This is a genomic window from Arthrobacter sp. NPDC093125, from assembly GCF_044754225.1.
Taxonomy (GTDB): Bacteria; Actinomycetota; Actinomycetes; order Actinomycetales; family Micrococcaceae; genus Arthrobacter.
This window is the reverse complement of the sequence record NZ_JBIVOQ010000003.1, coordinates 152,889-175,220: the sequence shown is the minus strand read 5'-3', so window position 1 is coordinate 175,220 and position 22,332 is coordinate 152,889. Positions and strand designations below refer to the sequence as shown.

The following is a 22,332-nucleotide window of genomic DNA, read 5'->3' as shown; positions in this document are numbered from 1 at the left end:
CCAGCCTTCCTCCGGCTTCCGGCGAGCGCACGCGCACCGTGGCCGGGCCCTGCCCGTCCGGTCCCACAGTACGCCTCCCGCAGGCCTGCAGCGCAGTCGCCCTGAGGCGGGAAGAATGGAGGCATGGTAGGAGGAAATCTGCGCATCTTCCTGGGGGCTGCGCCCGGGGCGGGAAAGACGTTCGCCATGCTGGAGGAGGGGCAGCGGCTGCGGCTGCAGGGAGCACATGTGGTGGTGGGCGCGCTTTCTTCCAAGGCCAGACGCGAAACCTTGGCCCTGGCTGAGGGCCTCGAGCGCTGTCCGCTGCCGGAAGGGAAAGCAGACGAAGCAGACCTCGACGTCGAGGCGGTCCTGGCGAGGGAACCCGGCGTCGTACTGGTGGATGACTACGCCAGGCGGAGCGGGTCCGGAGTTCCACGGTGGGAGGGCGTCGCTGTCCTGCTGGACGCGGGGATTGACGTCATCTCCACGCTGGACATCCGGAACCTGGAGTCTGTTTCCGACGTCGTTCTGAGCATCACCGGTGCCCGGGAGCCGGAGACGGTTCCTGATACGGCGGTCCGCGGGGCTAACCAGATCGAACTGGTGGATGCCTCCCCCGAACTGCTGCGGCAGCGTCTGGGGGAAGGCAAGATCTACGCAAGCCAGGAAGAAGCCGACCGTGCCCTGGCCGGTGACTTCCGGACGGGCACGCTGACCGCGCTGCGGGAACTTGCCTTGCTGTGGCTGGCGGAACGGATTGATGCGGGTTTATCTGATTACCGGGCGCAGCACAATATCAGGGACAGCTGGCAGACCCGGGAAAAGATCGTCATCGGCCTTAGCGGACAGGCGGAGGGCCAAGCCCTGATCCGCCGGGCGGCCAGGATGCTGGCGGGTGTACCTGGCGGTGAGCTCCATGCCGTGCATGTCCGGACGGGCACCGATGCCAATGAGATGTTCTCTGGAAAGGAACTGGAGCTGCAGCGCAAGCTCACCCAGGACGTCGGAGGATTTTTCCACGTCGTCGGCGGCGAGGACACCGCCGAGACGCTGACCGACTTCGCGCGGAACATCAACGCCAGCCAGATCATCCTGGGAACATCAGAGCAGCGGTCGCTGGCCTCTCTTGGACGAGGAACGGTGGACAAAGTCCGCCGGAACGCCGGAGACATTGACGTCCACCTCGTGGCCCACAACGCCGGGACCGGCACGAGTCCGCGACGCGGCCGCTCAAGGCTGGGCCGCCGTCGGGAAATCCCGGCGTTCGTCCTGGCCGTTGGTCTGCCGCCGCTCCTGCAACTGGTGCTGGACGTGCTCCCCCACCAGCAGCTGTCCACCGACATGCTGGTGCAGCTGACCGGCATCGTCGCTGTGGCCTTGGTGGGAGGGCTTTGGCCGGCAGTGGCCGCCGCGTTCCTTGCGGGACTGATCGTGAACTACTTCAGCGTCCGGCCCGTCGGTTCGCTCTCCGTGCTGGATCCGGAAAACGTGCTGGCACTGCTGATCTTCCTCCTCGTCGCCGTCGCCGTCTCGCTGGTGGTTGACCGGTCGGCCAGGCGCAGCAAGGAAGCCCACCTGGCCGGTGCCGAGGCTTCAGTCCTGGGCGAGCTGAGCCGCCGGGCTGTGGCCGAAGGAAGCAGCATCCCGGCCTTCCTGGAGCACGTGCGCGAACACTTCCAGGCAGCGGGGGCCGGGCTGTGGACCAGGAGTGAAGGCGGCCCACGGACACCACGCGTTTGGAGTCTCCAGGAGTACTCAGGGACGTCCCGCCCGGATGCCCTCACAGAAGCGGACAGTGTGGAGCCATTGGACGAGGACCGGATCCTGTCCTTGACGGGACGCGAGCTGTCCCAGGACGAACGCCGGCTGCTGGCCGCTTTCGGCTCCCATCTGCTGGCCCTGCTGCAGCGCGAGGAACTCAACGCGAGCCAGCGGGAAAATCTGCGTCTGGCCGAGGGAAACAAGATGCGCACTTCGATTCTGCGGGCCGTGTCCCACGATCTGCGGACCCCTCTGGCGGGCATCAAACTGGCTGCCAGCAGCCTCCGCGACAAAACCATCACCCTGACCAAGGAAGACCAGGAAGAACTGCTCGCCACCATAGAGTCGGGAGCGGACCGGCTCGACGGGCTCGTCAGCAACCTTTTGGACATGTCCAGGATTACCGCTGACTCCGTCTCACCTCTGATCACCCCTGTTTACTGGGCTGACGCGGTCGGAGAAGCCTTGAGGAGCACAACATCGGAGCGCCTGCGCGTGCTTTTGCCGGACAACATGCCGCCGGTGGACGCGGACCCCGGGATGCTGGAACGGGTCATCGCCAACCTCGTGGAAAACGCGCTGAAGTACGCACCGGACTCCGACGTGGTTGTCGCCGGGTCCGTAGGGGGTTCCGGCAGCGCGAGAATTGGCCAGAGACCCGCCAGTGAACTTACCGTGGTTGACCACGGGGCAGGCATTCCTGCCGAGGAGGTCCTGGCCATGTTCCGTCCCTTCCAGCGAGCAGGCGACACAACCCCGGGAACAGGAATCGGGCTGGGTCTGGCCGTCGCGAAAGGCTTCACGGAAGCCATGGGTGGGGTCCTGCTGGCCGAACCGACGCCGGGCGGCGGCCTGACCATGGTGGTCCGGCTGCCGCTGTCCACCGGTGTTCCGCCCGCCATGAGCCCGGAAGGACGCCATGCAGGCAGTACTGATAGTCGATGACGAAGTCCCGATCCTCCGAGCCCTGCAGATCAATCTGAACGCCCGGGGATACGCCACGGTCACAGCGTTCACGGGGCAGGGTGCGCTGGAGCAGGCCGCCCGGCATCCGGTGGACGTCGTGGTGCTGGACCTTGGGCTTCCTGACCTGGACGGCGTGGAGGTGATCCGCCGGCTGCGGCGCTGGAGTGACGTCCCGGTCGTCGTCCTTTCGGCCAGGCACGGCTCCGATGACAAGATCCAGGCCCTGGACGCCGGCGCTGATGACTACGTCACCAAGCCTTTCGGGATGGATGAGCTTCTGGCCAGGCTCCGTGCCGCGCTCCGCCGGGGCACGGCCAGCGAGGCCCCCGTGGTGACAACCAAGGATTTCGTCGTCGACCTGGCCGTAAGGCAGGTCACCAGGCAAGGCGTCCCCGTCCGGCTCACCCCGACCGAATGGAACATCCTCGAAGTGCTGATTCGGAACACGGGCGCGCTGGTGACCCACGACGAGCTGCTGACCCATGTCTGGGGACCGGCCTATGCAGGCGAAACAGGCTACCTGCGGGTTTACCTGGCCCAGCTCAGGCGGAAACTAGAACCGGAGCCGGCCAATCCGCGCCACTTCCTGACGGAAACAGGGCTGGGCTACCGCTTCCAGGAATAGTGACTCCGCCGGTCACCGCGGGCCTTCAGGGCCGTGGAAATGCAGGCGTTAAGAAAGCATTAAGAACCTCGAAATGACCCAATGACGCGGTCTTTGCCGGTGCTACGCTCCGGTGGTTATCAGGCCCATCCTGCAGTACAGAAAGACAGTCATTGACGGCATCAGCCCAGTTCTCGATTCCCGCGACCGTTCCTAAACCCGCGCATCAAATGGAGCCTGGCTCATCGCTCTCCAGGTGGCTGCTGGAGCACCGGGTGAACCAGCCAGTCGGGCCCGAATCGGCGGAAACCCGTGCGCCCGGGCACAGCTGGTGGAAGGTCATGTGCCTCACAGGCGTGGATTACTTCTCCACCCTCTCCTACCTTCCGGGCATCGCCGCGCTCGCCGCGGGCGCCCTGTCCCCGCTGGCGACGCTGCTGATCGTGGCCCTGACCCTGCTCGGCATGCTGCCGATGTACCGGCGAGTAGCGAAGGAGAGCCCGCACGGCCAGGGATCCGTGGCAATGCTCGAGAACCTGCTGCCCTTCTGGCGCGGGAAAGTTTTCGTCCTGATCCTGCTGGGTTTCGTCGCCACATCCTGGATCATCACCATCACGCTCTCCGCCGCCGATGCCACCGTCCACCTGCTGGAGAACCCCTACGTCCCGCCGTTCCTACATGACCAGGCAGTCCCCGTCACTGTCGTTTTGCTGCTGGTCCTGGGCGGCGTCTTCCTGCTTGGTTTCTCGGAGGCGGTGGCGGTGGCCATACCGCTCGTGGGCGTCTTCCTCCTGCTGAACGCCGTCATCATCTGTACGGGAATTTACGACGCCGTCACCCAGCCGGGTGCCATCGCCGGCTGGACGGCGGAACTCACCTCCTTTGGAGGCGGCTTCGGCGACATCGCCGGGCCGGCGCTGATGGCCTTCCCGCTGCTGGTGCTGGGCCTCTCCGGTTTCGAAACCGGGGTCAGCATGATGCCTTTGGTGGCGGCTTCGGGGTCCACGCCGGAGGAGATGCTGCAGAACCGGATCCGCAATACCCGCCAGCTGCTCACAGCCGCCGCGGCAATCATGAGCGTCTACCTGATCGGCAGCAGCTTCGTCACCACGGTCCTGATTCCTGCGGAAGCCTTCGAGGAAGGGGGCGCAGCCAACGGCCGGGCCCTGGCCTACCTGGCCCACGAACGCCTCGGCAACGGCTTCGGCTCCGTGTACGACGTCAGCAGCATCCTCATTCTGTGGTTCGCCGGAGCGTCCGCGATGGCAGGGCTGATCAACATCGTTCCCCGGTACCTCCCCTCCTACGGCATGGCTCCGGACTGGTCACGGGCTGTCCGGCCGGTCGTTCTCGTCTATACCGCAATCAGCATCCTGATCACCATCGGGTTCAACGCCGACGTCGATGCCCAGGCCGGGGCCTACGCCACGGGCATCCTGGCCATGATGGTTTCGGCGGCGGTCGCCGTCGCCATTTCCGCCGCCCGGAAAAGGCGGCGCGGCGCCGCCGTCGGCTTCACCGTCCTGACCCTGGTGATGCTGTACGCGCTGGTGGAGAACGTCATCGAAAAGCCGGACGGCATCACGATTTCCGGATTCTTCATTCTGGGCATCGTCACTATTTCCCTTGTGTCCCGTGTCAGCCGTACCACCGAGCTGCGCGTGGACCGGATCGAGTTCGACGACGGCGCCCGCCGCTTTGTGACCGATTCCCTCGAATACGACGGGCGGCTGAACATCATTTTGAACCGTCCGCAGGTGCGCGACGCCGCCGAATACGCCGGCAAAGAGGCGACGCAACGGGAAAACAACCCGGTCCCCGGAACCGCCGATGTCATCTTCCTGGAGATCGACGTCACCGACCCGTCCGAATTCAGTGAAGTTCTGGAGGTGCGGGGTGTCGAGGTGGACGGGCACCGCGTCCTGCGCGCGGCAAGCCCGGCAGCGCCCAACGCCATCGCGGCCATCCTCCTAGCGCTGCGGGACGCCACAGGAGTCCGCCCCCACGCCTACTTCGAATGGTCCGAAGGCAACCCCCTGGCACATCTGATGCGCTACCTGCTGCTCGGCCGGGGTGACACCGCCCCCGTAGTCCGCGAAATCATCCGCGAGATCGAACCCGCCCCGGAGCGCAGGCCGGGCATCCACGTCGGGTGAGTGTGGAAGCCGGATGAGCGTGGACGAAGACCAGACGGGACCCGGGATTCTGGTTTCTAAGGAGACCGGAATTCCGAGGGCTGCGGTTCCCGTCCCGTTGCGGAATCGCAAGCCATTCCGGAACCGCAAGGAGACGGGAACACGGAAAGAGTCTGCGGTCCGCCGCGCGCTCTCCCATCCCGTCCGCTCTGTTCCGTTGGCATTCCTCTGCGTCATCGTCATCGGCGCCGGACTGCTGATGCTGCCGGTGTCACGCACAGGCAGTGAACCCGAGGTCTTCATGCCGGCACTGTTCGCGTCGGTTTCCGCAGTGTGCGTCACCGGCCTGATCACCGTGGACACCGCGACCTTCTGGACCCCATTTGGCCAAGGTGTCATCCTTGGACTGATCCAGGCCGGCGGCTTCGGCATCATGACCCTCGCGACCCTCCTCGCGCTGCTGGTCCGCAAAAACATCGGCCTCCGCGGCCAGCTCGTCGCCCAGTCCGAATCGCACACCGTGGAATAGCATCGACTACGGTGCGGCCGCCCCGGAAACGCTCATGGTGACCAACATCCTCATGTTCACGGACTACAGCCTTGAGAAGGTACTGTTCGAATCCATCTCCGCTTTCGCCACTGTCGGCCTAAGCACCGGCATCACCTGTAACCCTGCCGCCCTCGGCAGAATGGGTACTGATGGCCCTCATGTTCACCGGCAGGATCGGCACCGTCACCGTTGCGTCCGCGCTCGCCCTCTCCGCCCGGCCCCGCCTGTACAGGCTGCCCGAGGAACGGCCCATCATCGGATAGGGCTGTCCCTCGCGCCAGGAACATCTGCCCCTGACCAGGATAAAGGCCCCAGTGTTCTGCTCGTAGTAGGCCAGCGGCGGAGGGACCCTTCGCCGAGGCCTGGCAGCAGGGTTTTCCCAAGCCCTCCCGCGCATGGTTTAGCAGGGTCAAGCAACGGCTTCGGGGGCACCATCGGTCTCGTGCATGACGCATGTGGAGGGACCGATGGCAACACGGAGAAATGTTTTGAAGCTCGGCATGCTGGGCGGCGCTGTTGCCGTTACCGGCGTCGGAATGGGCCCTGTCTTATACGGGGCGCAAGCGAGCGGCGGGGATGACTCGACAACGTCGTCGAGCCCTTCCCCCAGTCAGCTCGCCTCCGGGAATATGCCGGTTCCGTTCCGGGCGCTGTTCCGACGCCCGCCAGAGCTGGTGCCCTATGCCACGGGCCGGGATCCAGACGGCCAACCGTTCGCGAAGTATTCCGTGTCGCAGCGTCTGGGCAGGGTCCAGATAGCGAACGGGCTGCTGACCACGATCGCCGGCTTTAACGGGATCTTCCCGGGTCCGACCATCAGGGTGCCGCAGGGTACCCGGACGGAATTTCGGATCAGCAACAGGCTGCCCGCGAAGGGTCTGCTGTACCCGGACACGTTCAACACGGTCACCCACCTGCACGGCTCAGCGTCCCTGCCCCAGTACGACGGGTACGCGAATGACCGCACGGCGCCGGGAAGGGTGAAGAACTACCACTACCCGAACTGGCAGTCCGCACGCACGCTCTGGTACCACGACCACAATCACTTGCTCACAGCCCAGGGCGTCTATTCCGGGCTCGCCGCGCTGTATATGCTTTCTGATCCCGCTGAGCAGGCGCAGCTCCCCCAGGGTGAATTTGACGTGCCAATGGTGATCTCTGACGTAATGCTCAAGGCGGATGGGTCGCTGGGCTACAACGACAACGGCCACTCGGGTTTGTGGGGCGACATCATCCTGGTCAACGGCGTTCCGTGGCCCACGATGAAGGTCAAGCCCAAGATCTACAGGTTCAGGTTCCTCGTCGCTTCAATCACGCGCTCGTACCGTTTCGCCCTCTCCAATGGGAAGCCGTTTTACATTGTGGCCACGGACGGCGGCATGACCCGTAAGGTCGAGGCGGTATCGTCGTGGCGGCAGGGCACTGCGGAGCGCTATGAGGTGCTGATCGACTTCCGAAGCTACAAACCGGGCCAGACGGTGGACCTGCGGAACCTGAGCAACAAGAACAACGTGAATTTCACCAACACCGGCAAGGTCATCCGGTTCGAGGTCGTGGCGGATTCACCGTCGCTGATGCCCGGCTCCCGGACCCTCAGCTCCATCCCCTTAACACTGGATCCCGGCGAACATCCCACAAAGGACACTGGCGGCATCGAAACGATGAAGCTGACCCCGGACATGGCGGTGGCCAAGAAGGTTCTGCGCGTGAAGCGTGAAGGCGGGGAATGGACCATCAACGGCGTGACCTGGGAGGACGTGGAAGACTCCGGCTTCAGAAAGTGCTTCTCCACCCCCGAGCGCAACGAGGTGGAGCAGTGGACCATCGTGAATGATTCCGGCGGCTGGTTCCACCCGGTCCACATCCACCTGGTCGACGGCAAAATCATCGGCAGGAACACCAACGGCGGCAAGCCTTTCGCCTGGGAGAAGGGCCCGAAGGACGTCTTCTATGCCGGCGAGAACGAATCCATCACTGTGCTGATGCAGTTCGACACGGGAAAGCACGAAGGCGGCCGGTATATGGTCCACTGCCACAACCTTGTACATGAGGACCACGACATGATGGTGCAGTTTGCCGTGGGCGACCTCGAGAACAACGATCCCATCACCGCTGACCCGCCTGTGCTGGAGACGGTGCCTGAGGGCTTCTTCGCCTCGGCCTACCGGCTCGCGTATCCGGCGGGAACCTGACATGAGTGGACGGGGCCTAAGCGCATCTGTGGTGCTGCTGGCCGCGCTATTGGCGGGCTGCACCGGCGACGGTCCCGACTTCCCGCAGCCTTCCGGGACCGGGGACGCGGCACTGGCGCAAGTGAACCAAGGCCAGGACCTGGGAAACGGTCGGCCCGACGTCAGCTACGACGGGCTGATGGTGCGGCGCCGGGTGGTGATCGCCGTGCATTCCGACATCAACGCCGAACTGCAAGGCGTCCGGGCGAAGCTTGATGCAGCAGCCGCGGCGCGGAACATGATCCTGGACGCCACTTCCCCGACCGTGCTTGAGCCGGCGGCACTCCAGCAGGTCACGCCCGAACTCATCGTGGCACTCCCGGCTTCGGCAACCCTCGACGACGGCCGGGCCTTGGTGGATCGGGCCGTCGGTGAAGGAGCGGGAGAGGGAACGGAGACCCTGGCCGCTGAGCACTTCCATGTCCTTCCCGTCCTGATGCATGACCTCCGGTTCTCGATAGGAACCGCCAGCCCCGCTGCACTCTCGGCCGCCGTAGACAGAGAGGGCATTCTCTCGGATGCCTTGGGGAATTACGTAACGACTGTGGGCAGCGGCCAGGCCACCTTTAGCTACACCGGCCCGCTGCTGGGCGATGGCACGGTGGAAAGCGTCCGCGCCGGCATCGCGCGCCAGGCGCACGTGGCCGCGTCCACCGTCGCCGTCGGCCCCCGCTCCGCGGCCGGGACAGGCGTAGACATGGCCACGGAACCGCCCTGGGACCCGGAGGTGATAGAAGAAAAGGCCGGCCACGCGCATGGCTGAGCGGCCAGTTAGCACAGACCCCACCGCAACGGGGCATAACCAGGACAACCTCGGGTATCTCTGTGAGGGAAACGCGCAACATACCACAGCGATCGGAGCAGCCGGAGATGTCCAACAGAGCCAAGACGAACGCCGCGAATCAAGGCGGCCTGCCCAAGCCGATCACGCTGCCAGGCATCCTCCTTGGAGTGGGTCTAGGCGGCTTCGTGGACGGAATCCTGCTCCACCAGGTCCTGCAGTGGCACCACATGCTCTCCAGTTCCGAGACAGCGAACATCAGCATCGGATCCCATCCCGTCACGACCATCGAGGGCCTGCAAATGAACACGCTGTGGGATGGGTTCTTCCACTCGGTCACCTGGCTGGCTGTGGTTGTGGGGCTTGGGATTCTGTACTCCCGAATCACAGTTTCCCGGGGCCGGATCTGGACGTCCAGGGTGCTGTGGGGCTGGATGTTCCTGGGTTGGGGTGCGTTCAACGTCGTGGAGGGCCTCATGAACCACCACCTCCTCGGCATCCACCATGTGATCAGCGGCGATTTCCAGACCCTGGCCGACATCCTCTTCCTGGTATTCGGCGCGCTCTTAATCGCCGGCGGCTGGCTGCTGCAGCGTTCCGGCCAGCCGGTGGACGTGGCGGACTAGCCCGGTCCCAGTTACCCGCCCCTGTACACTGGTCGAAGGTGAGCCGGGAAGTCTGGTCGGCAGTGTATTTGCTGACCCAATTTTAGGATTCACAATGAGCCAGTCACCTCCTCCCGCCCCGCCCCGTTTGACCATCTTCGGCCGTGGCAGCTATGCCGAAGCCCTCCGCATCGGGGAGATCCTGCGCAAGGAAACCGTGGGTGGAGCTCTCCTGGTTATCGCCGCCGTCGTCGCCCTGATCTGGGCAAACTCCCCCGCTTCTGACAGCTACTTTGCGCTGCGGGACTTCAAGGTCGGCTACGAACCCTGGCACTTGGAGCTCAGCCTCGGCGCCTGGGCGGCCGACGGACTGCTGGCCATTTTCTTCTTCCTCGTCGGGCTTGAGCTCAAGCGAGAGTTCGTGGCCGGCGATCTCCGCCAGCTCAACAAATCGGTGGTCCCCGTGACTGCCGCCGCCGGTGGCGTTTTAGTTCCCGCGCTGATCTACGCCGCCGTCAACATCAGCAGTCCGGAAACCCTGAGGGGCTGGGCCATCCCCACCGCAACGGACATCGCGTTCGCCGTCGCCGTGCTGGCGATCATCGGTTCACACCTGCCGAGTGCCCTGCGGATTTTCCTGCTCACGCTCGCTGTTGTGGACGACCTGATCGCCATCAGCATCATCGCCATTTTCTACTCCTCGGATATCCAGCCTGTTCCGCTGCTGCTTGCCCTCCTGCCCCTGGGCATCTACCTGCTGCTCGCGCAGAAGTTCCGGCGCTTCTTCGGAACGCATCTGGCAGCTGCCTGGTTCATCCTGCTGCCGCTGGGCGTTGTCGTCTGGGCGCTGGTGCACGCATCCGGCATTCACGCCACCGTGGCCGGTGTTCTCCTGGGCTTCGCCGTCCCGGTGCTCCGCTCCCAAGCGAGCGGAGGTCCCGACGCCGGCCCCGGCCTTGCAGAAATCTTCGAGCACCGTTTCCGGCCTATTTCCGCAGGTATCGCAGTTCCCATCTTCGCCTTTTTCTCGGCCGGAGTTGCCGTCGGCGGCGGGGAAGGCCTGGTTTCGGCCTTCACGGATCCCGTCGCCCTCGGCATCGTCCTGGCACTGGTCCTCGGCAAACCCATCGGCATCATGGGCACCACTTGGCTGCTCACAAAAACCACGAAGGCCCGGCTTGACGGCTCCTTCAAGTGGATCGACGTCTTCGGCGTCTCGCTCCTGGCCGGTATTGGATTTACGGTCTCCCTGCTGGTGGCGGAGCTCAGCTTCGGCCACGGCAGCATCCACGACGACCACGCCAAAGTCGGCATCCTCTCGGCCTCCCTGCTGGCCGCCGTCCTCGCCACCGTGGTGCTGCGGACCAGGAACCGCCAGTACCGCCTGGCCGAAGCGGAGGAAAAGATTGACAGCGACCTCGACGGAATCCCGGACGTCTACCAGAAGGACAGAACCTCCTGACGCAGTGACTTCACCCAACTCGGTAGCAGATCAGGTCGTTCCCACGCCTCAGAACAGCCACAGCTGCCACCTAGTTTCTCAGCTGCGGGTTAGTTGGGTGGCAGCGAGGGTACGGCGCTAGTAACGTGGAGCAATCGCAGGCCAAGCGCGAACCGGGAGTGGACATCGTGGGCAATGACGGACAAGGCAGCATCGATCAGCGCGGAATTGACCAGCACGGCGTCGACCAGCGCAGAGTTTACGGACGAGTTGCGGAGCAGAGCGGCGGCAGCGAAAACGGCCAAAGCAACGACGGCCAGCGCAGCCAGCATCAGCAGAGCGACCGGAGCATGCCCGCAGGCTGGAATGCCGGAGCGGTGGAACTCATCCTGGTCCGGCACGGCGAGAGCCAGGGTAATGTGGCCGCCTCCGACGCGCAGGCGGCAGGCCTGGACGAGATCGACGTCCCCGCCCGCGACGCCGACGTCGAACTCTCCGACACCGGCCGGGAGCAGGTGCAGGCCCTGGGCCACGCACTGGCAGCCACTCCCGAGGAGCTGCGTCCCGACGTCGTCATCTCCTCGCCGTACATGCGCGCCTACCAGACCGCCGACATAGCAGTCCAGACAGCGGCGTGGCCGCTGACCGTCCGCACCGACGAACGGCTCCGTGACCGCGAGCTCGGCATCCTGGACAAGCTGACCAGCATCGGCGTGGAGAACCGGTTTCCGGAGGAGGCAGAACGACGGCGGTGGCTGGGTAAGTTCTACTACCGCCCGCCGGGCGGGGAATCCTGGGCGGACGTGGCGCTGCGGGTGCGTTCGGTGCTCGACGAACTGAATGCGCTGGGCAGCGGGCACCGTGTGATGCTGGTCTGCCACGACGCCGTCGTGATGCTGTTCCGCTACGTCCTGGAAGGCATGTCCGAACGGGAACTGCTGGACCTCGCCGCGGGCACGTCCGTCCTCAACGCCTCGCTCACCCGGTACGTGCGGCCGGAAGGTGCGGGGCCGTGGACGCTGGAGAGCTTCAACGTGGCCGAGCATCTGGAACAGCAGGGCGTCCAGGTCACCGAGCACGCAGGAGATGCCAGTGTCCACCCAAAGTGAGGCTCGGTCATCCAAGGAAACTGCCGGGCAGGACGCGCCCCCGGCCCAGATCACGCCGTCGCTGCTGCGCGACTGGCCGCTCCCCAGCCCGGGAGCGGACAAGTATTCGCGCGGGGCGGTGCTGGTGATCGGCGGCGCCCGGCGGACTCCCGGGGCCACGCTGCTCGCCGGAATCGCGGCGCTCCGCGCCGGTGCCGGCAGGCTGACGCTTGCGGTGCCTGAATCTGTGGCCGTGCAACTGGCCGTCACCCTCCCGGAAGCCGGGGTCATCGGGCTCCGGGAATCCGCTGGAGGATCCCTGGGATCCGAAGGCCTGGAGGCGCTGCTCGAGGACTTTGATGCTGCGGATGCGGTGCTCATCGGCCCCGGGCTGGACGACATCGACGGCACCGAGGCGCTGCTCAGGGAGCTGCTCCGGCACGAGGCAGCGCGCACCTCCGACCAGGACGACGACGGCGGGTCCGCCGCCATTGTTCTCGACGCCTACGCGCTGGGCTGCCTTCCCAAGCTGCTGGACGACCTTGACCCGTGGGCAGGCCGGCTCATTCTCACGCCGAACCCCACCGAAGCTGCCATTTTGCTCGGCCGGGACGCGGACCTGGGCGACGAAGAAGCCCTGGCGGCCGCCGTCGTCGAAATCGCCGGGAAATACCAGGCCGTGGTGAGCTGCCAGGGCCTCATCGCCAGGCCGCCGGGCGGCGACGCGCCGGAAGCCGCGGAACGGTGGCAGATCACCACCGGCTACGGCGGGCTGGGTACGTCGGGCAGTGGCGACGTCCTGGCCGGAGCCATTGCCGGGCTGCGCGCACGCGGCACCACCGATGCGCAGGCCACCTGCTGGGGCACGCACCTGCACGCCGCCGCCGGCGACAGGCTCGCAAGCCGCCTCGGTAGCCTCGGATTCCTGGCCCGCGAACTGTCCGACGAGCTGCCTCCCCTGATGATGGAGCTGAATACGTAGCCGGCAGGCGCACAGCTTGCAGGCACAGGGTCGGCCCGGAGCCGAACGGCCCCGGGCCGACCCTCTACGGGAGAAATCCGGACTTCTGCCTGTGCGCCTAAGCGCGATGGCGTGCTCCCGGGCTAACCGCCCAATTAGGCAGACAACGCGTTCGCCGGATCCTCCCTGGCTCGCCGGAGGCTAGGCGTTAATTTCCTGCCGGGCCCCCTTGGTTTCGATTTCGATCTTCCGCGGCTGGGCCTTCTCCGCAACCGGAATCCGCAGAGTCAGCACGCCGCCGTCGTAACTGGCCTTGATGTTTTCCGTATCCAGGGTGTCCCCCAGGATCAGCTGCCGGCTAAACACACCGCGGGGACGCTCGGAGGCAATCATCTCCGTTTCCTTGCCTACGGGGTCAGGACGTTCAGCCTTCACCGTCAGGACGTTCCGTTCGATGTCCAGATCGACGGAGTCAACGTTCACGCCGGGCAGATCGAAGGCCACAACGAATTCCTTGTCCTCCTGCCACGCATCCATCGGCATGGCGGCCGGACGCGCCGTTGTGCCAAGAACCTGCTGGGCGAGCCTGTCCAGCTCGCGGAACGGATCGGTGCGCATCAACATGGCTTCCCTCCTCATGGGTGAGACGGTCCATTCAGTTATCACTACCAGCCAGATCTGTATCAGCTGGTATAGATTTTTTATAGCACTGAGGATAGGGGTGTGCAAGGGGCTGTGGAAGAATTTTTGCAACTTCCGGACCGCTGGCGGCGGCCCTCCAAGGGACGGGGGCGCGCAACCCGTTTAGGAAGTATGCTTACCATCGGACAACATACCTACTTAGCATTGGCCTGGCGTCCGGATGGTTCCGGAGCTGAAGGCCGACGCACCGCATAAGGAGTAACGCCATGATTGGATTCATCGTCGCCGGGCTCGTCATCGGAGCCCTCGCCCGCCTGATCAAACCCGGCAAGCAGAACCTGGGGCTTGGGGCCACCCTGCTGCTCGGCCTCGCAGGATCAGTCATTGGCGGCGTCATCGCCAGCCTGCTCGGAACGGGCAACATTTTCGAGCTGAACGTTCTCGGGTTCATCGTTGCCGTCATTGCCGCCGTCCTGCTGATCGGCGTTGCCGAAAGCGTCGCCGGCCGCCGCCGGATCCGCCGTTAAACCCACGCTTCACGGGTAGCCGGCCACGCCTGAGGGCGGGCCGGCTACCTGCGCTGAGTTCTGCCGGCGCCGCAAGAATTCCGCCAGCGTTGGCCTCAGTGCCACCCTTGGCCCCGCACGCCCCAGCCGCCCAGCGCCTACTCTTGTTTGCCTGCGCGGCGAGCGCTATTTTAAGCGTGGGATTGAGCTCAAGCAGTCAGGGCACAGAGACCCCATAACCAGGAGCGTGTCAGTGTCGACCATCTCCAATGCAAAACTTCCCGGTGAAGCCCACCGTCCGCCGGGCGACAGATTATGGTGCTCAGAATGCCGCACCGACGAGCACCTGATCGTCGAGTCCATCGAAGCCTTGCACCCCGCTCAGGACGGCCTGGTGGACGTGTCCTACACCTGCATCGAATGCGACTACTTCTACGGACACCCGGCAAGCATCCACGACGTTGCTGCCGTCCTGAACCGGCACGGCCAGATGATGGGCGTCCTGCAGTTCGGTGGCGAATACTTCCACTGCGGCACTCCCATGACGTCGGTCAGCTCTGGAACCAGCAGCATCCCCGGCGAGGAGCTGTCGCTGCGCCACACGATCCACGACGTCCACCTCCCCACCCGCCTGCTCCGCTGCGGATGTGGCTTTCAAATGGAGGTTCCGGACTAGACCCGGACCGCAAACGGCGGGGTGCCGCCGTCGGACTTTGCTGGTAACCGGCCCACGCAAGGTGAATAGGAAGCGCCGACGGCGGCCTGCCGGCGGTGCCGGAATTGGTGAGGAGATATGGATATGGCCGTCAAGGCACGCGACATTATGACCGGCGGTGCGGAATGCGTCGGCGAAAATGAGACCCTCGAGCAGGCAGCCAGGAAGATGAAAGAGCTCGACGTCGGTGCGCTTCCAATTTGCGGTGAAGACAACAGGCTGAAGGGCATGGTCACGGACCGGGACATCGCGATCAAATGCGTCGCCGAGGGCGGCGACCCGCGTACCGCAAAGGCGGGCGACTTCGGGGAAGGCAAGCCCGTAACCATCGGCGCCGACGACTCCATCGAGGAAGCCATTAGGACCATGCAGGAGCACCGGGTCCGGCGGCTGCCTGTCATCGACGGCCATGATCTGGTGGGCATGCTGAGCCAGGCGGACATCGCCAGGAACTACCCCGAGGAGCGGGTGGGCGAACTGGTGGAATTCATCTCGTACTGAAGTCGGGGGCCGGCCCTGGCTTCAGCCGCTTCCGGGCCCGACCGGGGCCGCCTTTATTCGAAACAAGAAAGCGCCTTTTCGGGAGCCTTGATCTCGAATGCCAAACAATTCATCAAGGATGCTTAGTATCCGATACTAATCATGCTTACTATGTTGTTGCCGGCATCGACCAAGGAGACTGATTTATGCGCAAGCTGCTCGTCATGACTACAGCCGTACTGGCCCTGCTCATAGGCGGTATTTCGTTTGCCCTGCCCTCGCAGGCTGCAACCAATGCTTTTCCTTTTTCCGCACAGGCAGCCCAGACGCCGCTCGAAGCCGCGGGCAATGTGCAGGCGGCTACAACTCCGTCACCCACCGGCGAGTCATCACCTTCCGCCGCCCCGTCAGACAATCCCGTAAATCCCGGGACGGGCGAGCCGGCTGAGGCCGAGGGGACGCGCCTCGACTGGGCCCCCTACGTCATCGCGGCGATCGTCCTCGGTGCAATCCTCGCGGCGGTCCTTTGGCGCCGCCGCCGCCACGACAAGACAGTGGTTTAACGACTTGGTCTAAAAGACTTGGCTGCTACTAGGGCAGCCAATGAATAAGGAGAAACGCAATGGTCACTTCCAATCGCGCAGCCGGCGCCAGGAGCCGACTGCAACTGGCAGCCCAGGTCGTGGGGGCAGTGTTCCTGCTCGTCGGCATTCTGGGTTTCATCCCTGGCATCACCAGCAACTTCGGTGCCATGCAATTCGCAGGGCACACCTCCGAAGCGCTGCTGTTGGGCGTTTTCCAGGTTTCGATCCTTCACAACATCGTGCACCTCCTCTTCGGAGTGGCTGGCATCATGATGGCCCGCACGCCCGGCCAGGCCAAGAGCTACCTGCTCTACGGCGGCATCGTCTACCTGGTCCTCTGGCTGTATGGCCTGATCATCAACCTGAACACGCCTGCCAATTTCGTGCCGTTCAACACTGCTGACAACTGGCTGCACTTCCTGCTCGGCATCGGCATGGTTGCCCTGGCACTGCTCCTGTCCAGGGAGGGTGTCCGCACTCCGCGCGCAGCAGGGCACTGACCCTGTTTTGCCTTTAATCACGACGGCGGCCCTGCAACTCTGCGGGGCCGCCGCACTTTTGCCCTTTTTGCCGTTGCGGCTTTTACTGTTGCGCCGCACTTTTGCGGGCTATTCTGATCCTGTCGGTTCCGTGAACCGCACCTGGTTCCGTCCGGCGCCGCAGCTTTAGAAGCGGGCCCCTGCAACGACGCCCAGGAGTGGCAGACGATGTCCAAACTTCAGCAGTCACCAGTTCCGGCGACCACCGTCGCGCCCCCTGCGCCAAAACGCAAGGGCCGCATGGCTGTCCAATGGCTCACGTCCACCGACCACAAGGTCATCGGCTACCTCTACCTGGTCACTTCCTTCATCTTTTTCTGCCTCGGCGGCGTGATGGCGCTGCTCATCCGCGCCGAACTGTTCGAACCGGGTATGCAGGTGCTGGTCACCAAAGAGCAGTACAACCAGATGTTCACCATGCATGGCACCGTCATGCTGCTAATGTTCGCCACGCCGCTCTTCGCCGGGTTCGCGAACGTCATCATGCCGCTGCAGATCGGCGCCCCGGACGTCGCGTTCCCGAGACTGAACGCCCTGGCCTACTGGTTCTTCCTCTTCGGCTCCACCATCGCCGTGTCCGGTTTCATCACCCCTCAGGGCTCGGCGTCGTTCGGCTGGACCGCGTACACGCCGCTCTCCAACACCACCTTCACCCCAGGCGTGGGCGGTGACCTGTGGGTCTTTGGCCTGGCACTGTCCGGCTTCGGCACGATCCTCGGCGCCGTCAACTTCATCACCACCATCATCTGCATGCGCGCCCCTGGCATGACCATGTGGCGGATGCCGATCTTCACCTGGAACACCCTGATCACCGCGGTCCTGGTCATCATGGCCTTCCCGCCGCTGGCTGCAGCGCTCTTTGGACTCGGTGCAGACCGGAAATTCGGCGCGCACGTCTACGATCCGGAAAACGGCGGCGCCCTCCTGTGGCAACACCTGTTCTGGTTCTTCGGCCACCCTGAGGTGTACATCATCGCGCTGCCGTTCTTCGGCATCGTCTCCGAGATCTTCCCCGTCTTCAGCCGCAAGCCGATCTTTGGCTACAAGGGCCTTGTCTACGCCACGATCTCCATTGCTGCGCTCTCGGTGACCGTGTGGGCGCACCACATGTATGTGACCGGATCGGTGCTGCTGCCGTTCTTCGCCCTGATGACCATGTTCATCGCGGTGCCCACCGGTGTGAAGTTCTTCAACTGGATCGGCACCATGTGGGGCGGTTCGCTGACCTTCGAGACCCCGATGCTGTGGAGCATCGGCTTCCTCATCACGTTCCTCTTCGGCGGCCTGACCGGCATCATCCTGGCTTCGCCGCCGCTGGACTTCCACGTCTCGGACTCCTACTTCGTGGTGGCGCACTTCCACTACGTGGTCTTCGGCACCGTGGTGTTCGCGATGTTTGCCGGCTTCTACTTCTGGTGGCCGAAGTGGACGGGCAAGATGCTCAACGAGCGCCTCGGCAAAATCCACTTCTGGATGCTGTTCGTGGGCTTCCATGCCACGTTCCTGATCCAGCACTGGCTTGGCGTGGCAGGTTTCCCCCGCCGCTACGCGGACTATATGCCGCAGGACAACTTCACCTGGATGAACCAGTTCTCCTCGCACGGTTCTTTCCTGCTGGGCGCGTCCCTCCTGCCGTTCTTTTGGAACGTCTGGATTACTGCACGCAGCCACCACCGGGTTGAAGTGGACGATCCCTGGGGCTTCGGGGCGTCCCTCGAGTGGGCCACGTCCTGCCCGCCGCCGCGGCACAACTTCACGTCGCTGCCGCGCATCCGCTCAGAGCGCCCGGCGCTGGACCTGCATCATCCGGAACTTCGGGTGCGCGAGCATGAAGCAACCCACTCCCCGGCCGCGGGCGTGCTCGGGGCAGCGGACATAGGAGCCCGCGACGTAAGGGACCCGAACCCGGAAAAGTAGAGCCGGACGCATTCGCACTGCTCGACACACAGGGCTGCTGCTTCGGCGGCCGGTACTGCGCTGAGCAGAGGACATCCCGCCCGCTGAGTGGGCACAGGATGTTCCCCGCTCAAAGACGCGGAGTTCCTGGTGTGAAAATTCGACTAATGATGCGGCTTTGGCCATTGAATGAGCCGGTGCCTCACCAGTCCGTTTCCTCAGCTCGCCATGCAGGCGTGCGGTTTTCGGACTGGCGGGCAAAGCGAAGCCTGCTGTTGACAGGCTCATTCAGCAGCGCCGCCGCAGGCGGGTGCCGCCGTCAGGCAGCGCCCGTCAGGCAGCCGCCGCCAGCGGTGCCCGGCGGGAAGAGGCACCCATGCCGGCGTTGGCAGGGGCCAGAACGCGGACATTGCATTCCGACTGCTGTGGATCAATGGAACGTGGCAAGTGGTGGGTTTCGGAGCACTCACGAAGCTGTTCCAGTGCGGACGGCTCAACGTGTGCGTGGCTGACATCCACGACGAGCCGGAGGCCTTCCCTGAGGTGGTTGGCGCGCTTCAGAACAACGTACAGAGCCTGGATGCTTCGGGCGGTTACATTTCCCTGGGCGGCGACTTGAGCTTCACCGCATTCAAGATCGAGTCGGACCAAAACCTTAAGCTTGTCGTTCAAAACATCTCCCCTCATGCTGGCCGCTACGCTGCGGCCTGGCCGCGACGCTGCGACCGAGAACTACCCTAACCCGAATGTGATGCACGTAACAGTAAAAAGACTGAATGTTGCAGAATCGCGATCATCCGCGGGCATCCGCCCAAGAAGCCCCCAAGCAACCAGCAGGCTTCGGCCCGGCGCCGTCAGAGCACCGTTGGAGCACCGCTAGACGCACTGAGCCCGCCGAAACTCGGTTTCGGCGGGCTCAGTGCGTCGGTTCGGGCAGGCGCACCTGCCGACTGGTTTCTACAGGTAGTCGTCTCTCGTGGGATCCGGGCGGAGCGGAGCTGGCCCGGGGTCCGGGACTGGAAGCGGGCCCGGCGGTTCCGGGGTAGGGAACGGACTGGGCGGCGTAGGGCCTGTTGGGTCGGGTCCGTTCGGATTAGGCCGCATGGGATCGGGCCCCGGCTCCGGCGGGAATGGCTCTGGCTCGTGCACTGGCGGAATGGTCATGGCTGCCCCTCGGCTGCTCGATTGTTTCCGGTTTGCGGACGCGAGTTCAGCTTACGCCGGAGGCCGGGGCTGGGACAGGGGTACTCACGCGAGTCTCTCGCCTCCCACATGTCACGTGCGGCCCGCGTGTCCCATGGCCGTGAGGGGCCTTCTCCCCCGGTAGCGAACGGCCGCCTAATTGTCGGTGGCGCTCTATATATTGAGGGAATGACCCAGACTCCGCTGCAGCATTCCGCAGAAACCCCCGCCGCTGCCTCCCCTGCGCCTCCGGTCGCCAAGAAGGTGCCTACTGAACGCACCCACCACGGTGACACGTTCGTGGACAACTATGAATGGCTCCGGGAGAAGGACTCCGAGGAGGTGGTGGCGCACCTGAAGGCTGAGAACGCCTACCAGGAAGCAGTCACGGCCCATCAGGAGCCGCTGCGGGAGGCGGTCTTCCAGGAGATCAAGGGTCGCACCCAGGAGACTGACCTGTCCGTCCCCAACCGCAAAGACGACTGGTGGTACTTCAGCCGCTCGGTGGAAGGCAAGGAGTACGGCATCCAGTGCCGCGTCCGCGCCCAGAACAGCGGTGACCGGGTGGCGGACTGGACTCCCCCGGCGGTGGTGCCCGGCGTCGAGATTCCGGGCGAGGAAGTGCTGCTGGACTGCAACGTGGAGGCCGAGGGCAAGCCCTTCTTCTCCGTGGGTGGCTCCGCAGTGACCGTGGACGGAAATCTGTACGCCTACGCCGTGGACAACTCCGGCGACGAGCGTTTCACGCTGCGCATCAAGGACCTCCGCACCGGCGAGCTGCTGCCGGATGTCATCGAGAATATCTTTTACGGGGTCTCCTTCTCCCCTGACGGCACCCGGATCTTCTACACGGTGGTGGATGACTCCTGGCGCCCCTACCAGGTCAAGGCGCACGTCCTCGGCACGCCGGTCACCGACGATGAGGTGATTTACCAGGAGGACGACGTCGCCATGTGGCTGGGCTTCGAGCTTTCGTCTGACAGGCGTTACCTCGTGCTGGGAATCGGCTGCTCGGAGTACAGCGAAACGCGGCTGCTGCGGCTGGACGATCCCGCTGCCACCCTCACCACCGTGATCTCCCGCGATGAACGCGTCCTCTACGAGGCCGAACCGTTCCTGCTGGAGGGCCCGGCCGGGCAGAAAACTGAGCGCATCGTCATCACCCACAACCGGAACGCCGTCAACTCGATGGTCTCGCTCGTGGAACCGTCCGAACTCTCGAAGCCGCTGGCCGAGCAGCAGTGGACTACCGTCGTCGAACATTCCGAAGACGTCCGGGTCAACGGCGCGGGTGTCACCTCCACCCATATGGTGGTCTCGGTCCGGAAGGACACCATCGAGCGTGTCCAGGTGATCTCCCTGGCCGGCCTCGGGACACCCGCCCAGGAATCGCCCGTGGAACCTGCGTTCGACGAGGAGCTTTACACAGCCGGAGTAGGTGGTTCGGACTACGAAGCGCCCGTGATCAGGCTCGGCTACACGTCCTACTTCACTCCGTCGCGGGTCTACGACTTCGTGCTCCCCACTGCGGAGCTGCCCTCCGGTGAACTGCTGCTGCGCAAGGAAAGCCCGGTGCTTGGCGGCTACAACGGCGATGACTATGTGGCTACCCGCGAGTGGGCGGAGGCCGAGGACGGCACCCGGATTCCGCTATCGGTGCTGCGGCACAAGGCGGTTGCCCGCGACTCAACGGCTGCGGGCCTGATCTACGGTTATGGCTCGTACGAATTGAGCATGGATCCGGGCTTCGGCATCGCCAGGCTCTCGCTGCTGGACCGCGGCATCGTCTTTGTCATCGCGCACATCCGCGGCGGAGGCGAGCTGGGCCGGCACTGGTACGAAAACGGCAAGAAACTCAGCAAGAAGAACACCTTTACCGACTTCATTGCGGCCACGGACTGGCTGGCGGCCTCGGGCTGGGTGGCGCCGGACCGGATCGCGGCCCTGGGCGGGTCGGCCGGCGGGCTGCTCATGGGCGCCGTGGCCAACCTGGCCCCGGAGAAGTACGCGGCCATCGTGGCGGAGGTGCCGTTCGTGGACGCCCTCAACACCATTTTGGACCCGGAACTGCCGCTGTCCGCGCTCGAGTGGGAGGAGTGGGGCAACCCCATCAAGGACCCTGCGGTCTATGAGTACATGAAGTCGTACACGCCGTACGAGAATGTCCGGCCGGCCGCGTACCCGAAGATCGCTGCGGTGACCTCCTTCAATGACACCAGGGTGCTCTACGTCGAACCGGCCAAGTGGGTGCAGGAGTTGCGCAACAAAACCACCGCGTCCGAGCCGATCGTTATGAAGATCGAGATGGACGGCGGCCACGGCGGCGCCTCCGGACGGTACGTGCAGTGGCGCGAACGGGCCTGGGACTACGCGTTCATCGCCGATTCCCTCGGAGCCACGGAGCTCCTCCCCGGCGCCGGGCTCAAATAGGTCGTCGGATTCATATGGTCCTAGGGCTCATATGAGGGTGCCGGCGTGTGTTGCGAGGGCCGTCGTTTGCCAGAAATGGCCGCCTGCGGACCGCGTCAGGCGGCCATTTTTGGCAAAGCGGCATGAAGTCGCGCCAAGAACGGCGGCGGCCGGTGGGCGATTCGCGCATGTCGGTATGGATCTAAGGGGCAAGTTCTCTTTTCCGGCGCCCGAGGTTTCCGAAAAATAGTAATCCTGCTTACTATTGACGGGC

General features: G+C 64.5%; 19 protein-coding genes. 17 read left to right on the top strand and 2 right to left on the bottom strand.

Annotated features, from left to right (window positions below; translation table 11 throughout):
* The first annotated feature begins 123 nt into the window (after positions 1–123).
* The 10 genes from ACIP9X_RS08060 (at position 124) to ACIP9X_RS08015 (ending at position 13,126) form a co-directional block, all read left to right on the top strand.
* Positions 124–2,688, top strand: coding sequence for a DUF4118 domain-containing protein (locus ACIP9X_RS08060; RefSeq protein ID WP_400479197.1), 2,565 nt, complete (start codon positions 124–126; stop codon positions 2,686–2,688).
* On the top strand, positions 2,663–3,334 hold the full coding sequence (locus ACIP9X_RS08055; protein WP_400479196.1) for a response regulator: 672 nt from the start codon (positions 2,663–2,665) through the stop codon (positions 3,332–3,334). Before ACIP9X_RS08060 ends, ACIP9X_RS08055 begins: the two co-directional genes overlap by 26 nt.
* Positions 3,335–3,486: 152 nt before the next feature.
* The gene (locus tag ACIP9X_RS08050; RefSeq protein WP_400479195.1) at positions 3,487–5,469 is read left to right on the top strand and encodes an amino acid transporter; all 1,983 of its coding nucleotides are present in this window, start codon (positions 3,487–3,489) and stop codon (positions 5,467–5,469) included.
* A 13-nt stretch (positions 5,470–5,482) separates the two neighbouring features.
* The gene (locus tag ACIP9X_RS08045) at positions 5,483–5,977 is read left to right on the top strand and encodes a hypothetical protein (RefSeq protein WP_400479194.1); all 495 of its coding nucleotides are present in this window, start codon (positions 5,483–5,485) and stop codon (positions 5,975–5,977) included.
* Positions 5,978–6,465: 488 nt separating this feature from the next.
* Positions 6,466–8,190: a multicopper oxidase family protein gene (locus ACIP9X_RS08040; RefSeq protein ID WP_400479193.1), complete on the top strand. Its 1,725-nt coding sequence runs from the start codon at positions 6,466–6,468 to the stop codon at positions 8,188–8,190.
* A 1-nt stretch (position 8,191) separates the two neighbouring features.
* Positions 8,192–8,992 (top strand): hypothetical protein, encoded by an 801-nt coding sequence (locus ACIP9X_RS08035; protein ID WP_400479192.1) that lies wholly within the window; start codon positions 8,192–8,194, stop codon positions 8,990–8,992.
* A gap of 107 nt (positions 8,993–9,099) precedes the next feature.
* The gene (locus ACIP9X_RS08030) at positions 9,100–9,636 is read left to right on the top strand and encodes a DUF2243 domain-containing protein (protein WP_400479191.1); all 537 of its coding nucleotides are present in this window, start codon (positions 9,100–9,102) and stop codon (positions 9,634–9,636) included.
* Between the two features lie 94 nt (positions 9,637–9,730).
* Positions 9,731–11,077 (top strand): Na+/H+ antiporter NhaA, encoded by a 1,347-nt coding sequence (nhaA, locus tag ACIP9X_RS08025; RefSeq protein WP_400479190.1) that lies wholly within the window; start codon positions 9,731–9,733, stop codon positions 11,075–11,077.
* 329 nt (positions 11,078–11,406) lie between these two features.
* Complete coding sequence (locus ACIP9X_RS08020) at positions 11,407–12,165, top strand: histidine phosphatase family protein (RefSeq protein WP_400479494.1); 759 nt, start codon at positions 11,407–11,409, stop codon at positions 12,163–12,165.
* Positions 12,166–12,214: 49 nt separating this feature from the next.
* On the top strand, positions 12,215–13,126 hold the full coding sequence (locus ACIP9X_RS08015) for an NAD(P)H-hydrate dehydratase (RefSeq protein ID WP_400479493.1): 912 nt from the start codon (positions 12,215–12,217) through the stop codon (positions 13,124–13,126).
* 180 nt (positions 13,127–13,306) lie between these two features.
* Here the strand turns inward: ACIP9X_RS08015 and ACIP9X_RS08010 are convergent, their stop codons facing one another.
* Positions 13,307–13,729, bottom strand: coding sequence for an Hsp20/alpha crystallin family protein (locus ACIP9X_RS08010; RefSeq protein WP_400479189.1), 423 nt, complete (start codon positions 13,727–13,729; stop codon positions 13,307–13,309).
* 284 nt (positions 13,730–14,013) lie between these two features.
* Between ACIP9X_RS08010 and ACIP9X_RS08005 the strand changes: the two genes are divergently transcribed.
* The 6 genes from ACIP9X_RS08005 to ctaD all read left to right on the top strand — a co-directional run bounded on the left by ACIP9X_RS08005 (position 14,014) and on the right by ctaD (position 18,488).
* Positions 14,014–14,274, top strand: coding sequence for a GlsB/YeaQ/YmgE family stress response membrane protein (locus tag ACIP9X_RS08005; protein WP_400479188.1), 261 nt, complete (start codon positions 14,014–14,016; stop codon positions 14,272–14,274).
* A gap of 232 nt (positions 14,275–14,506) precedes the next feature.
* Positions 14,507–14,929: a hypothetical protein gene (locus tag ACIP9X_RS08000; protein WP_400479187.1), complete on the top strand. Its 423-nt coding sequence runs from the start codon at positions 14,507–14,509 to the stop codon at positions 14,927–14,929.
* 123 nt (positions 14,930–15,052) lie between these two features.
* On the top strand, positions 15,053–15,469 hold the full coding sequence (locus ACIP9X_RS07995; RefSeq protein WP_400479186.1) for a CBS domain-containing protein: 417 nt from the start codon (positions 15,053–15,055) through the stop codon (positions 15,467–15,469).
* Positions 15,470–15,672: 203 nt separating this feature from the next.
* Complete coding sequence (locus ACIP9X_RS07990; RefSeq protein ID WP_400479185.1) at positions 15,673–16,011, top strand: hypothetical protein; 339 nt, start codon at positions 15,673–15,675, stop codon at positions 16,009–16,011.
* A gap of 59 nt (positions 16,012–16,070) precedes the next feature.
* The gene (locus tag ACIP9X_RS07985; protein WP_400479184.1) at positions 16,071–16,532 is read left to right on the top strand and encodes a DUF4383 domain-containing protein; all 462 of its coding nucleotides are present in this window, start codon (positions 16,071–16,073) and stop codon (positions 16,530–16,532) included.
* A 207-nt stretch (positions 16,533–16,739) separates the two neighbouring features.
* Positions 16,740–18,488, top strand: a complete 1,749-nt coding sequence (gene ctaD, locus ACIP9X_RS07980; protein WP_400479183.1) for a cytochrome c oxidase subunit I — start codon at positions 16,740–16,742, stop codon at positions 18,486–18,488.
* 312 nt (positions 18,489–18,800) lie between these two features.
* On the opposite strand, the gene ACIP9X_RS07975 is transcribed toward ctaD, so the two are convergent.
* Positions 18,801–19,139, bottom strand: coding sequence for a hypothetical protein (locus ACIP9X_RS07975; RefSeq protein WP_400479182.1), 339 nt, complete (start codon positions 19,137–19,139; stop codon positions 18,801–18,803).
* A 699-nt stretch (positions 19,140–19,838) separates the two neighbouring features.
* On the opposite strand from ACIP9X_RS07975, the gene ACIP9X_RS07970 reads away from it, so the two are divergent.
* A complete protein-coding gene (locus tag ACIP9X_RS07970; protein WP_400479181.1) occupies positions 19,839–22,079 on the top strand; it encodes a S9 family peptidase in 2,241 nt (746 codons plus the stop codon).
* Positions 22,080–22,332 lie beyond the last annotated feature (253 nt).